This window comes from Candidatus Pantoea deserta (assembly GCF_003813865.1).
Lineage (GTDB): Bacteria > Pseudomonadota > Gammaproteobacteria > Enterobacterales > Enterobacteriaceae > Pantoea > Pantoea deserta.
Map to the genome: position 1 here is coordinate 121248 of NZ_RMVG01000011.1, position 14028 is coordinate 135275.

The 14028-nt window shown below is 59.5% G+C and carries 14 protein-coding genes; 13 read left to right on the top strand and 1 reads right to left on the bottom strand.

All coding sequences use genetic code 11. The annotated features are described in order from the left end of the window. The first annotated feature begins 40 nt into the window (after positions 1-40). From cysG to rpoS, 13 genes are all read left to right on the top strand, one after another. Positions 41-1456, top strand: a complete 1416-nt coding sequence (gene cysG / locus BBB56_RS14660) for a siroheme synthase CysG (RefSeq protein ID WP_123801689.1) — start codon at positions 41-43, stop codon at positions 1454-1456. 9 nt (positions 1457-1465) lie between these two features. Beyond that, positions 1466-2374, top strand: coding sequence for a sulfate adenylyltransferase subunit CysD (cysD, locus tag BBB56_RS14665; protein WP_120454433.1), 909 nt, complete (start codon positions 1466-1468; stop codon positions 2372-2374). A gap of 10 nt (positions 2375-2384) precedes the next feature. Further along, positions 2385-3812, top strand: coding sequence for a sulfate adenylyltransferase subunit CysN (gene cysN / locus BBB56_RS14670; protein ID WP_123801690.1), 1428 nt, complete (start codon positions 2385-2387; stop codon positions 3810-3812). Next, complete coding sequence (gene cysC, locus BBB56_RS14675; protein ID WP_123801691.1) at positions 3812-4417, top strand: adenylyl-sulfate kinase; 606 nt, start codon at positions 3812-3814, stop codon at positions 4415-4417. The genes cysN and cysC overlap by 1 nt, the downstream gene beginning before the upstream one ends. 55 nt (positions 4418-4472) lie before the next feature. After that, positions 4473-4793: a DUF3561 family protein gene (locus BBB56_RS14680; RefSeq protein WP_123801692.1), complete on the top strand. Its 321-nt coding sequence runs from the start codon at positions 4473-4475 to the stop codon at positions 4791-4793. Positions 4794-4964: 171 nt separating this feature from the next. Then, positions 4965-5279, top strand: a complete 315-nt coding sequence (ftsB, locus tag BBB56_RS14685) for a cell division protein FtsB (protein ID WP_033752087.1) — start codon at positions 4965-4967, stop codon at positions 5277-5279. Between the two features lie 3 nt (positions 5280-5282). Next, positions 5283-5999, top strand: a complete 717-nt coding sequence (ispD, locus tag BBB56_RS14690) for a 2-C-methyl-D-erythritol 4-phosphate cytidylyltransferase (RefSeq protein ID WP_123801693.1) — start codon at positions 5283-5285, stop codon at positions 5997-5999. Then, positions 5999-6481, top strand: coding sequence for a 2-C-methyl-D-erythritol 2,4-cyclodiphosphate synthase (gene ispF / locus BBB56_RS14695; RefSeq protein ID WP_123801730.1), 483 nt, complete (start codon positions 5999-6001; stop codon positions 6479-6481). The genes ispD and ispF overlap by 1 nt, the downstream gene beginning before the upstream one ends. Further along, positions 6478-7527, top strand: a complete 1050-nt coding sequence (truD, locus tag BBB56_RS14700) for a tRNA pseudouridine(13) synthase TruD (RefSeq protein WP_123801694.1) — start codon at positions 6478-6480, stop codon at positions 7525-7527. The genes ispF and truD overlap by 4 nt, the downstream gene beginning before the upstream one ends. Continuing rightward, on the top strand, positions 7508-8269 hold the full coding sequence (gene surE, locus BBB56_RS14705; protein WP_123801695.1) for a 5'/3'-nucleotidase SurE: 762 nt from the start codon (positions 7508-7510) through the stop codon (positions 8267-8269). The genes truD and surE overlap by 20 nt, the downstream gene beginning before the upstream one ends. Then, a complete protein-coding gene (locus BBB56_RS14710) occupies positions 8263-8889 on the top strand; it encodes a protein-L-isoaspartate(D-aspartate) O-methyltransferase (RefSeq protein WP_123801696.1) in 627 nt (208 codons plus the stop codon). The genes surE and BBB56_RS14710 overlap by 7 nt, the downstream gene beginning before the upstream one ends. Before the next feature lie 164 nt (positions 8890-9053). Beyond that, positions 9054-10145, top strand: a complete 1092-nt coding sequence (gene nlpD, locus BBB56_RS14715) for a murein hydrolase activator NlpD (RefSeq protein WP_123801697.1) — start codon at positions 9054-9056, stop codon at positions 10143-10145. Positions 10146-10195: 50 nt separating this feature from the next. Next, positions 10196-11188 carry an RNA polymerase sigma factor RpoS gene (gene rpoS, locus BBB56_RS14720; RefSeq protein WP_123801698.1) on the top strand — a complete coding sequence of 331 codons (993 nt, stop codon included), beginning with the start codon at positions 10196-10198 and terminating at the stop codon, positions 11186-11188. Positions 11189-11311: 123 nt separating this feature from the next. Here rpoS and mutS read toward each other — a convergent pair whose 3' ends face one another. Next, a complete protein-coding gene (gene mutS / locus BBB56_RS14725) occupies positions 11312-13873 on the bottom strand; it encodes a DNA mismatch repair protein MutS (RefSeq protein WP_123801699.1) in 2562 nt (853 codons plus the stop codon). Between the last annotated feature and the right edge of the window lie 155 nt (positions 13874-14028).

Genomic DNA, 14028 nt, shown 5'->3' on the forward strand with positions numbered 1-14028 from the left:
TATAGTCGCGTTAAATTACGGTTACAACACTAAGGTTATCGTGGATTATCTGCCTCTTTTCGCCGACCTCAAGGGTCGTCCGGTGCTGGTGGTAGGCGGCGGCGACGTCGCCGCCCGCAAAATCGAACTGCTGCGCCGCGCCTCTGCGCAGGTGCGCGTGGTGTCGCGCGAGCTATGCCCGGAACTCCAGGCGCTGCATCAGGAGCAGCAGATTGAATGGCTGGCTACCGCCTTCGATCCGGCTCAGCTGGATAGCGTGTTCCTGGCGATTGCCGCAACCGACGATAACCTGCTTAACCGTCAGGTTTACGACGAGGCCAATGCCCGTCACCGCCTGGTCAACGTGGTGGACGACCAGCCCAAATGCAGCTTTATCTTTCCCTCGATCGTCGATCGCTCTCCGCTTGTCGTCGCCATTTCCTCCAGCGGCACCGCGCCGGTGCTGGCGCGTATGCTGCGCGAAAAGCTGGAAGCGCTGCTGCCTGCCAGCCTGGGGCAGATGGCGGAAGTGGCGGGCGCGTTTCGCGACAGCGTTAAACAGCGCTTTAGCCGCATGTCCGATCGCCGCCGCTTCTGGGAGCGAGCCTTTAACGGCCTGTTTGCCAGCCAGATGGCGGCGGGCAACATCGAAGAGGCGACGCGCACGCTTCAGCGCGAACTTCAGCAACAGCCGAATCGGGAAGGGGAGATCATTCTGGTCGGCGCCGGACCGGGCGACAGCGGCTTGCTGACGCTGCGAGGCTTGCAGGTTATGCAGCTGGCCGATGTGGTTCTCTATGACCATCTGGTGAGCGACGAGGTGCTGGATCTGGTGCGCCGCGACGCCGATCGCATCTGCGTCGGCAAGCGCGCCGGAGCGCACTCGGTGCCGCAGGAGGAGACCAATCGCCTGCTGGTCGAGCTGGCGCAACAGGGCAAACGCGTGGTGCGCCTGAAAGGCGGCGATCCCTTTATCTTTGGCCGCGGCGGCGAAGAGTTGCAGGCGGCGCAGGAAGCGGGCATTCCGTTTCAGGTGGTGCCTGGCGTAACGGCGGCGGCGGGCGCGACCGCCTATGCCGGTATTCCCCTGACGCATCGCGACCACGCGCAGAGCGTAATGTTTATTACCGGCCACTGCCGCGCCGACGGCGACGGTATCGACTGGCCTTCGCTGGCGCGCGCGCGGCAGACGCTGGCTATTTATATGGGCACGGTAAAAGCCGCAGAGATTAGCGAAGGGCTGATACGGCATGGCCGCGCCGCCGACACGCCGGTGGCGGTGATTGGCCGCGGCACGCGTCAGGATCAGCAGGTGCTGACCGGCACATTAGAACACCTGGAAGCGCTGGCCGCTGCCGCGCCGACGCCAGCGCTGCTGGTTATCGGAGAAGTGGTGAATTTGCACGGGCAACTGGCCTGGTTTCAACATTCTGCACAGCAGGCGACCCGCGAGTCCGCCGTTGTCAATCTGGCTTGAGGAAAAATCATGGACCAAAAAAGACTCACTCATCTGCGTCAGTTAGAGGCGGAAAGCATTCACATCATCCGGGAAGTCGCGGCGGAGTTCAGCAATCCGGTAATGATGTACTCCATCGGGAAAGACTCGTCGGTGATGCTGCACCTGGCGCGCAAGGCCTTTTATCCTGGCACGCTGCCGTTTCCGCTGCTGCACGTCGATACCGGCTGGAAGTTTCGCGAGATGTATGCCTTCCGCGATCGCACAGTCAAGGAGATGGGCGCAGAGCTGCTGGTTCACCGCAACCCGGAAGGCGTGGCGATGGGCATCAACCCCTTCGTACACGGCAGCGCCAAGCATACCGACATTATGAAAACCGAAGGGCTGAAGCAGGCGCTGAACAAATATGGCTTTGACGCCGCATTCGGCGGCGCGCGCCGTGACGAAGAGAAGTCGCGCGCCAAAGAGCGTATCTACTCTTTCCGCGACCGCTTCCACCGCTGGGACCCGAAAAACCAGCGCCCGGAGCTGTGGCACAACTACAACGGCCAGATTAACAAAGGCGAGAGCATCCGCGTCTTCCCGCTGTCGAACTGGACCGAACTGGACATCTGGCAGTACATCTTCCTGGAAAACATTGAGATCGTGCCGCTCTACCTGGCCGCGCCGCGCCCGGTGCTGGAACGCGACGGGATGCTGATGATGGTGGATGACGACCGTATCGATTTACAGCCTGGCGAAGTGATCAAGCAGCGCATGGTGCGTTTCCGTACCCTCGGCTGCTGGCCGCTTACCGGCGCGGTGGAGTCCGAAGCGCAGACGCTGCCGGAAATTATCGAAGAGATGCTGGTCTCGACCACCAGCGAACGCCAGGGCCGCGTGATTGACCGCGATCAGTCCGGTTCGATGGAACTGAAAAAACGTCAGGGTTATTTCTAAGGAGACGCAGATGAATACCGTTATTGCACAACAGATTGCCGATCAGGGCGGCGTGGAAGCCTGGCTGACCGCGCAACAGCATAAAAGTCTGCTGCGTTTTCTTACCTGCGGCAGCGTGGACGACGGCAAAAGCACGCTGATTGGCCGTCTGCTGCACGACACCCGCCAGATTTACGAAGATCAGCTCTCTTCGCTGCACAACGACAGCAAGCGCCACGGCACTCAGGGCGAGAAGCTCGATCTGGCGCTGCTGGTGGACGGTTTGCAGGCCGAGCGCGAGCAGGGCATTACCATCGATGTGGCTTACCGCTACTTCTCTACCGAGAAGCGCAAATTCATCATTGCCGACACGCCGGGACACGAGCAGTACACCCGCAATATGGCGACCGGCGCCTCGACCTGCGATCTGGCGATTCTGCTGATCGATGCGCGTAAAGGCGTGCTGGACCAGACGCGTCGCCACAGCTTTATCTCTACGCTGCTGGGCATTAAGCATCTGGTGGTGGCGATCAATAAGATGGACCTGGTCTCCTACAGCCAGGAGACTTTTGAACAGATTAAACAGGATTACCTCGACTTCGCGGCGCAGCTGCCAGAAGACCTGGATATTCGCTTTGTGCCGATGTCGGCGCTGGAAGGCGACAACGTCGCCACGCCGAGCCAGACCATGCCGTGGTACAGCGGCCCAACGCTGCTCGACGTGCTGGAAACTGTCGAGGTGAAGCGCGTGGTCGATGCGCAGCCGATGCGTTTCCCGGTGCAGTACGTCAACCGTCCTAACCTGGATTTCCGCGGCTATGCGGGCACGCTGGCTTCCGGCGTCGTAAAAGTGGGTCAGCGCGTGAAGGTGCTGCCGTCGGGCGTAGAATCGACCATCGCGCGCATCGTCACCTTTGACGGCGACCTGGACGAAGCTGGCGCAGGCGAAGCCATCACCCTGGTGTTGCAGGATGAGATCGACATCAGTCGGGGCGATCTGCTGGTCAACAGCGACGCCGCGCTGGAAGCGGTGCAGTCCGCGACCGTTGATGTGGTCTGGATGGCGGAACAGCCGCTCCAGCCGGGTCAGAGCTACGATATTAAAATCGCCGGTAAAAAGGCGCGTGGACGCGTGGCGAAGGTCATCCATCAGGTAGAGATCAATACGCTGGAGAAGCGCGCCGCCGAAACGCTGCCGCTAAACGGCATCGGTCTGGTTGAAATGACCTTCGACGAACCTATGGTGCTGGATAAATATCAGCAGAACCCGGTAACCGGCGGCATGATCTTTATCGATCGTCTGAGCAACGTTACCGTGGGCGCGGGCATGATCCATCAGCCGCTGAGCGGCGCCGTGCGGCAGTCTGGCGAGTTCAGCGACTTTGAGCTGGAGCTGAACGCGCTGATCCGTCGTCACTTCCCGCACTGGAACGCGCGCGATCTGCTGGGCGGTGAGTAATGGCGCAGCACGATGACAACGTGGTGTGGCACGACCATCCGGTCACGCGCGAGGCGCGGGAACAGCAGCACGGCCATCAGGGCGCGGTGCTGTGGTTTACCGGCCTGTCCGGCTCCGGTAAGTCTACCGTAGCCGGCGCGCTGGAGCAGGCGCTGCATCAGCTTGGCGTCAGCACCTATCTGCTGGATGGCGATAATGTGCGCCACGGGCTCTGCCGCGATCTGGGCTTTAGCGACGAGGATCGCAAAGAGAATATCCGCCGCGTCGGAGAGGTGGCGAAGCTGATGGTGGATGCCGGGCTGGTGGTGCTCACCGCCTTTATTTCGCCGCACCGCGCCGAACGACAGATGGTGCGCGATCTGCTGCCCGAAGGCCGTTTCATCGAGGTGTTTGTCGATACGCCGCTGGCGGTGTGCGAAGCGCGCGATCCGAAAGGGTTATATAAAAAAGCCCGCGCGGGCGAGCTGCGTAACTTTACCGGCATCGACAGCGTCTACGAGGCGCCCGAGCAGGCGGAAATATGCTTAGCGGGCGAACAATTGGTTACAAAACTGACCGGCCAATTGTTAGACCTGCTGCGCGACCGCGATATTATCGGATCCTGAACAGACAAGCGGCAAATCGCACTGGATTTGCCGCCTCAGCGTCAACAGGATTTTTATGCAGAATGTCACTCCTATGCTGGCCCGCAAAGATGAACGCACTCCGGAAGAGCCTCGCTCTTCGCTGCCGGGCGGCATCATCGGCTTTCTTTCCTACTGGTGCGCGCTGGCGATCCCCTTTCTGTTGTACGGCTCTAACACGCTGTTCTTCTTCCTCTATACCTGGCCGTTTTTCCTCGCGCTGCTGCCGGTGTCGGTGCTGATCGGCATCGTTCTCAGCATGGCGCTGCGCGGTAATCTTCTCTGGACCACGCCTGCCACCGCGCTGGTGGTGGTGTGTCTGTTCTGGCTGCTTTTCTCTTTTTTATCCGGCTGGTAATCGGGCGCGATGTACAAACGCGTCGGCAGGTTACAAAACTTTACCTGCTATGCTGCTCCCCCTCCTAATCAGAATTTGCGCAGACGACCGCGAAAGCGGGCCATTTTCACGGCCGGAGTGGAGTCCTGCCTCAAGTTATGGGATGATTGAGCCGTTTTTCAGGGGGCGGGGATGGGAAAACTGACGTTACTGCTACTGGTATTGCTTGGCTGGCTGCAATATTCGCTATGGCTGGGCAAAAACGGTATTCACGACTATACGCGCGTCAATGACGACGTCGCGGTGCAACAGGCGAATAACGCCAAACTTAAAGCGCGTAACGATCAGCTGTTCGCCGAAATTGACGATCTCAATGGCGGTTCTGAAGCGATCGAAGAACGCGCGCGCAATGAACTGGGCATGATCAAGCCCGGGGAAACTTTCTATCGTCTGGTGCCCGATCAAAACAAACGCAACGCGCAGGCTGCGCAAAACCAACAACGATAACGCATGAACACGCTCTCTCTCACTGCGGAGGTGATCGCCGTCGTGCCCGCTGCCGGTATCGGCAGCCGCATGCAGGCGACATGTCCTAAGCAGTATCTGACTATTGGTCAACACACGCTGCTGGAACACAGCATTGCTCGTCTGTTTTCCCATCCCGCTATCAGGCAGGTCATTGTCGCGCTTAGTCCGGACGACACGCAGTTTGCGTCGCTGCCGCTGGCGCGCGATCCGCGCGTCCTGAGCGTGACGGGCGGGGAGACCCGCGCGGAGTCGGTGCTGGCGGGCCTGCGCGTCGCGCAGGGCGCAGGCTGGGTGCTGGTGCATGACGCGGCGCGCCCTTGTCTGCATCCCGACGATCTTGCCCGGCTGTTACAGGTGCGCGAAACCAGCCATGTCGGCGGTATTCTGGCCGCGCCAGTGCGCGATACCATGAAGCGCGGCGAGCCGGGCATTGCCGCCGTCGCCCACACCGTTGAGCGCGAAGATCTCTGGCACGCGCTGACGCCGCAGTTTTTTCCGCATGCGCTGCTGACTGCCTGTCTGACGCGGGCGCTGGCGGAAGGGGCGACCATTACCGACGAAGCCTCTGCGCTTGAATATTGCGGCTACCATCCACTACTGGTCAGCGGACGCAGTGATAACATCAAAGTCACCCGGCCAGAAGATCTGGCGCTGGCGGCATTTTATTTAACCCAGATTCAGTTAAAGGAGAGCGCATGATGCGTATCGGTCACGGTTTTGACGTTCACGCTTTTGGCGGCGAAGGTCCGCTGGTGATTGGCGGCGTGCGGATTCCATTTGAGCACGGGTTTATTGCCCATTCCGACGGCGACGTGGCGCTGCATGCGCTTACCGACGCGCTGCTCGGCGCGGTGGCGATGGGAGACATTGGCAAGCTGTTCCCGGATACCGATCCGGCTTTCAAGGGCGCAGACAGCCGCGGCCTGCTGCGCGAGGCCTGGCGACGTATCGCAGAGAAAGGCTACCGCATTGGCAATGTCGACGTCACCCTCATCGCCCAGGCACCGAAAATGCTGCCACATGTGCCGCAGATGCGCGTCAATATCGCTGAAGATCTCGGCTGCCATATGGATCAGGTGAACGTGAAGGCGACCACCACCGAGAAGCTGGGCTTTACTGGTCGCGGCGAAGGCATCGCCTGCGAAGCCGTCGCGCTGCTGTTGAAGGCGGACGCAGCATGACGCTGGATAGCCAGGCTTTTCTGCACGGCAAACCCACCGCGCGCGGCGTGATTAAAGCCAATCCGGAAGATTTCGTGGTGGTGGAAGATCTCGGCTATGGCGCTGACGGCGAAGGCGAGCATCTGCTGGTGCGCATCCGTAAAACCGGTGCCAATACCCGCTTTGTCGCAGAGGCGCTGGCGAAATTTCTCGGCGTGCATCAGCGCGATATGAGCTATGCCGGCATGAAAGATCGCCATGCGGTAACCGAGCAGACGCTCTGTTTTCGTATCCCCGGCAATGCGATGCCGGATTTAAGCGGCTTTGCGCTGGAAGGCGTCGAGATCCTTGAGGCGGCGCGTCATAAGCGTAAGCTGCGTACCGGCGCGCTGGCGGGCAACGCGTTTCGCCTGGTGGTGCGTAAGATCAGCGATCGCGACGCGGTGGAAGCGCGGCTGGCCTTGATTCGCGATGCCGGCGCCCCGAACTACTTTGGTACGCAGCGCTTCGGGCGCGGCGGCAATAATCTGACGATGGCGCAGCAGTGGGCGCGCGGCGAAATCACTCTGCGCGACCGCAATAAGCGCAGCCTGATCCTGTCGGCGGCGCGCAGCGCGCTGTTCAACCAGGTTACCAGCGCGCGACTGCTGCAACAGGGATCGCTGAGCCAGGTGATGGCGGGCGATGCGCTACAGCTGACCGGCCGCGGCAGCTGGTTTGTGGCTGCCGCGGATGAGCTGGAGGCGCTGCAAACGCGCGTTGATAATCATGAACTCCGTATTACCGCGCCGCTGCCGGGACGCGGCGAGCCGGGTCCGCAGGCTGAAGCGCTTGCCTTTGAGCAGCAATCTCTGGCGGGCGCAGCAGAATTGGTTACACTGCTTGAGCGAGAGCGCGTTGATGCGGCACGGCGAGCCATGCTGGTCGTGCCGCGCGATCTGAGCTGGAGCTGGTGGGACGACGTAACGCTTGAAATGGCGTTCTGGCTACCGGCGGGCAGTTTCGCCACCAGCGTCATTCGGGAGCTTCTGCAACAGGAAGGTGACGATGCGGATATTGCTGAGTAATGATGACGGAATCCATGCGCCGGGCATTCAGACGCTGGCCAAAGCGCTGCGCCGCATTGCCGACGTGCAGGTCGTCGCGCCCGATCGCAACCGCAGCGGGGCCTCTAATTCCCTGACGCTGGAAACGCCGCTGCGCACCTTTACTCATGATAATGGCGATATCGCGGTGCAGATGGGCACGCCGACGGACTGCGTCTATCTGGGCGTGAATGCGTTAATGCAGCCGCGACCGGACATTGTGGTTTCCGGCATTAACGCCGGTCCCAATCTGGGCGACGATGTTATTTACTCCGGCACCGTGGCGGCGGCGATGGAGGGACGTCATCTGGGACTGCCTGCGCTGGCGGTCTCCCTTAACGGCCAGCAGCACTATGAAACGGCCGCCGCGGTGACCTGCGCGCTTTTGCAGGCGCTGACGCGCGAGCCGCTGCGCACCGGACGTATTCTCAATATTAACGTGCCGGATCTGCCGCTGAGCGAGATAAAAGGCATTCGCGTGACGCGCTGCGGCAGCCGTCATCCCGCCGATCAGGTGATCGCTCAGCAGGATCCGCGCGGCAATACGCTGTACTGGATTGGGCCGCCGGGCGAGAAATTCGATGCGGGTCCCGATACCGATTTCGCCGCTGTGGACCAGGGCTATGTTTCTGTTACCGCGCTGCACGTCGATTTAACCGCCCACGGCGCACAGGATGTGCTTATCGACTGGCTGACGAAGTCGGAGGTCAATCTCGTATGGTAAACCGGCGGATTGACGCGCTGCTGGCGCAGCTGCGTCAGCAGGGCATCCAGGATGAGAACCTGTTAAAGGCTATCGCGGACGTGCCGCGCGAACGTTTTATCGACGAAGCTTTCGAGCATAAAGCCTGGGACAATGTGGCATTGCCTATTGGCTCCGGCCAGACGATCTCGCAGCCCTATATGGTGGCGCGCATGACCGCGCTGCTGGAGCTGCAACCCCATTCCCGCGTACTGGAGATTGGCACAGGATCGGGCTATCAGACCGCTATTCTGGCGCACCTGGTCGACCATGTGTATTCCGTTGAGCGTATTAAGGGCCTTCAGTGGCAGGCGAAGCGTCGCCTGAAACAGCTCGATCTGCACAATGTCTCTACCCGCCACGGCGACGGCTGGCAGGGGTGGCCCGCAAAAGGCCCTTTCGACGCGATCATCGTGACCGCCGCGCCGCCAGAAATTCCGACTGCGCTGATTGCGCAGCTGGATGAAGGCGGCATTATGGTGCTGCCGGTGGGCGACGATCAGCAGGTGCTGAAGCGTCTGCGCCGACAGGGTGGCCATGTAACGGAAGAGAGTATTGAGCCGGTGCGCTTTGTTCCGCTGGTTCAGGGCGATATCGCCTGAGATTCCCTACGTATTTCTTCACAACTGTTTCGTAGCACCATCCTTTTGATCTTGTTACTATCCATTTTCATTGCGTAATACGCAGGCTTCGATGCGCTTTACAGAGCATTGTGCTGGTGTGTTAGCAAAACAGCATTATTCAGGTTTGCCATCACGGGGGAACAATGAGCACGGGAAGCCCAGTATTTCAGTTACGCCGCCTTGCGGCGCTTTCTCTGGTAGGATTTTGGCTGGCAGGCTGTAGTTCAGGCGACAACACACAAGCACCCATTAGCCAGGTTGGAGAGAATAACGGCGGCGGCGGCATGCTTAGCGCGCCAGCTGGCGTTCCTTCGACGCCGGGTCAGGGCGGAATGATTAGCAGCCCGGTAGCTTCTGCGCCGAGCAGCAGCACAATGGTTAGCGGCAATGATAATGTTCAGACGCAAAACGGCCGTATTGTGTACAATCGAAGTTATCAGAATATTCCGAAAGGTAGCTACGCCGGCGAAACCTATACCGTCAAACGCGGCGATACCCTGTTCTATATTGCCTGGATAACCGGCAACGATTTCCGCGATTTGGCCCAGCGCAACAACATTCCGGCCCCGTACGGCCTGAATGTAGGGCAAACGCTACAGGTTGGTAATGGCGCCGGTCAGCCGATTACCGGCGGCAACGCCATTACCGCAGCCGACGCAACCCAGGGCGGCGTTCCGGCCGCGCCGCAAATTAAACCGGCCCCTGTTGCACAGCAACCAGTTATTACGTATTCTGATGATTCGGGTAATTCTTCTGGTGGCAAAATGTTACCGTCGAAGGGGACAAATGTTGCAACGACAACAGTTCCCCCCGTGGTTGCCGCACCGCCTACGGTCAGCAGTACAACGAACAGTTCGACGCCGGTTGGAAGCTGGCGTTGGCCGACCGACGGGAAGATCATCGATAACTTCTCCGCCTCTGAAGGGGGGAATAAAGGAATCGATATCGCTGGTTCGCGCGGACAGCCTGTTGTCGCTACTGCATCAGGAAGGGTAGTGTACGCAGGAAACGCGCTCCGGGGTTACGGCAACCTGATCATCATTAAGCACAATGATGATTATCTGAGTGCCTACGCCCACAACGATACAATGCTGGTCCGGGAACAACAGGAAGTTAAGGCGGGGCAAAAGATCGCTACCATGGGTAGCACCGGAACCAGTTCAGTTAGATTACATTTTGAAATTCGTTACAAGGGGAAATCCGTAAACCCGTTGCGTTATTTACCGCAGCGATAAACCGGCAGAACCCTGCTGTTCTGCCCTGGGATCACGGGTAGGAGCCGCTTATGAGCCAGAATACGCTGAAAGTAAACGAGTTACATGAAGATGCGGAATTCGAGGAGAACGGAGCTGAGGTTTTTGATGAGAAGGCTCTTGTTGAAAACGAACCTGGTGATAACGACGTAGCGGAAGAAGAGTTGTTGTCACAAGGTGCGACGCAGCGCGTTTTGGATGCGACGCAGCTCTATCTCGGGGAGATTGGCTATTCCCCGCTGTTAACGGCAGAGGAAGAAGTGTTCTTCGCTCGCCGTGCATTACGAGGCGATATTCCTTCTCGTCGCCGCATGATTGAAAGTAACTTACGACTGGTGGTGAAGATTGCCCGCCGCTACAGCAATCGTGGTCTCGCGCTGCTTGACCTGATTGAAGAGGGCAATCTCGGATTAATCCGTGCCGTTGAGAAGTTTGACCCAGAGCGTGGGTTCCGTTTCTCAACTTATGCTACCTGGTGGATTCGTCAGACTATTGAACGGGCGATCATGAATCAAACCCGTACCATTCGTCTGCCGATTCACATTGTTAAAGAGCTGAACGTTTATCTGCGCACCGCGCGCGAACTCTCCCACAAGCTCGACCATGAGCCGAGTGCGGAAGAGATTGCGGAGCAGCTGGATAAACCCGTTGATGATGTAAGCCGTATGCTGCGTCTCAACGAGCGCATCACCTCGGTTGATACGCCGCTTGGCGGTGATTCCGAAAAAGCGCTGCTGGACATTCTGGCCGATGAGAAAGACAACGGTCCGGAAGACACCACGCAGGATGACGATATGAAGCAGAGTATCGTTAAGTGGTTGTTCGAACTGAACGCCAAGCAGCGTGAAGTGCTGGCGCGTCGTTTCGGCCTGCTGGGCTATGAAGCGGCAACGCTTGAGGATGTGGGTCGTGAAATCGGCCTGACCCGCGAGCGCGTGCGTCAGATTCAGGTTGAAGGTCTGCGTCGTCTGCGTGAAATTTTGCAGGCGCAGGGTCTCAACATTGAAGCACTGTTTCGTGAGTAATTGACAAGGTTGTAAGTGCAAAAAAAAGCGGTGGCTTATGTCACCGCTTTTTTATTGTCCGTTGTTTCTGTACGGTCGCCTGTGGCGGCAGGCGGAGCGCCTTTACCGCCTGCGACCAGAGGATTACACCAGCGATTTAAGACGGTAAATCCACTCCAGCGCCTGACGCGGCGTCAGCGTGTCGGGATCCAGCGCCTCGATCGCTTCAACGGCTGGCGAGGTCTCTTCCACCAGCAGCGGCAGCTGCGAGCCGTCAACGGTTGACGAGGCCGAATGGTTCGACAGCGTCTCCAGCTCTTTTAGCTTGCTGCGGGCGCGCCTGATGACCTCTTTCGGCACGCCTGCCAGCGCCGCTACGGCCAGACCATAGCTTTTGCTGGCGGCGCCTTCCTGCACGCTGTGCATAAAGGCGATGGTGTCGCCGTGTTCTACCGCGTCGAGATGCACGTTAAACACGCCCTCCATTTTTTCCGGCAGGGTGGTTAGCTCGAAGTAGTGGGTTGCGAACAGCGTCATGGCTTTGATGCGGTTCGCCAGGCTTTCGGCACAGGCCCAGGCCAGCGACAAGCCGTCATAGGTCGAGGTGCCGCGGCCAATTTCATCCATTAGCACCAGGCTATGCTCGGTGGCGTTGTGCAGGATATTGGCGGTTTCCGTCATCTCTACCATAAAGGTTGAGCGGCCGGACGCCAGATCGTCTGCTGCGCCGATACGGGTAAAGATGCGGTCCATCGGGCCGATGACGGCCTCGTCGGCGGGAACGAAGCTGCCGATCCAGGTCATCAGCGCGATCAGCGCAGCCTGACGCATATAGGTGCTTTTACCGCCCATGTTGGGACCCGTGACGATCAGCATGCGACGCTGCGGCGAAAGCAGCAGCGGGTTGGCGATGAACGGCTCTTTTAGCACCTGTTCGACAACCGGATGGCGTCCGCCGGTGATTTTAATGCCGGGTTTGTCCTGTAGTCCTGGACGGCAGTAGTTCAGTGTCCAGGCGCGCTCCGCCAGGTTGCTCAGCACATCCAGCTCGGCGAGCGCGGCGGCGCTTAGCTGGAGCGCCTCAAGATGCGGCAGCAGCTGATCAAACAGCGCCTCATAAAGGCTCTTCTCCAGCGCCAGCGCTTTGCCTTTGGAGGTCAGAACTTTATCCTCGTACTCTTTGAGTTCGGGGATAATATAGCGCTCGGCGTTTTTCAGCGTCTGGCGGCGCACGTAATGAATCGGCACATGGTCGCTCTGCCCGCGGCTGACCTGAATGTAGTAGCCGTGAACGGCGTTAAAGCCCACCTTCAGCGTATCCAGGCCCAGCTTTTCGCGCTCCCGGATCTCCAGCTTGTCCAGATAGTCGCTGGCGCCATCCGCCAGCGCGCGCCACTCGTCCAGCTCGGCGTTATAGCCCGGCGCGATAACGCCGCCGTCGCGGATCAGCACCGGCGGCGCGTCAATGACGGCCGCTTCCAGCAGCTCGCGCAGCTCGGTAAATTCCCCCATGCGCTCGCGCAGGCGGATCAGGGCGCTGGACTCAACATCAGCCAGTATGGCGTTTAGCTCAGGCAGCTGCTGAAAAGCGTGACGCATGCGTGCTAAATCGCGCGGGCGCGCCGTGCGCAGCGCCAGACGCGCCAGAATGCGCTCCAGATCGCCGACCTGGCGCAACACCGGCTGTAGCGTATCGCTCAGAGACTGAAGTTCGGCGATGGCGTCCTGACGCTGAGCGATCGCCTGCGCGTCGCGCAGCGGCATATGGAGCCAGCGCTTGAGCATACGGCTGCCCATTGGCGTAACGGTTCGATCCAGCACCGCGGCCAGGGTGTTCTCAGTACCGCCCGCCAGGTTCTGGGTAATTTCCAGATTACGTCGCGTGGCGGCATCCATAATGATGCTGTCCTGCTGACGATCCATGCTGAGCGAGCGAATATGCGGCAGGCTGGTGCGCTGCGTATCCTTGACGTATTGCAGCAGGCAACCCGCCGCACGCAGCGCCTGATGCGCCTGCTCTACGCCGAAGCCGTTGAGATCGCGGGTGCCGAATTGCAGATTCAGCTGCTGGCGCGCGGTTTCAATCTCGAACTCCCAGAGCGGACGACGACGCAGGCCGCGACGTTGTTCAATCAGCGACATTGCCTGAAGATCTTCCGGGTAGAGCAGCTCAGCGGGATTGGTTCGCTGCAACTCGGCGGCCATGGTTTCACTATCCGCCGGTTCGCTCAGGCGAAAACGGCCGGAGCTGATGTCCAGCGTGGCGTAGCCAAAGCCCTGCGCGCTCTGCACCACGGCGGCCAGCAGGTTATCCTGACGCTCCTGTAGCAGCGCTTCATCGCTGATGGTGCCCGGCGTAACGATACGCACCACTTTACGCTCCACTGGGCCTTTGCTCAGCGCGGGATCGCCGATCTGTTCACAGATGGCCACGGATTCGCCCAGCTGCACCAGCTTCGCCAGATAGCTCTCTACCGCGTGATAGGGCACGCCAGCCATCGGAATCGGTTCGCCCGCCGATGCGCCGCGTTTGGTAAGAGAAATCTCCAGCAGCTGCGAGGCGCGTCTGGCGTCGTCATAAAACAGCTCGTAAAAATCGCCCATGCGGTAAAAGAGCAGGATGTCTGGGTGTTCCGCCTTCAGACGCAGGTACTGCTGCATCATGGGGGTGTGAGCGGTGATGTCCTTATCGACTGACTTATTCATAAATAGTTAGCTCTTAAATCATTCGGTTATGGGGCCAGCCTTGCATCGGACTGCGTGTTCGGGCGGTCGTAAAGGGCGCAGGCCCTGTTAGAGACAGAGAGCATGCACGCATTAATGCAGCCCTGGCTGAAAGAGTAAGTTACGTCTGGCGGCCA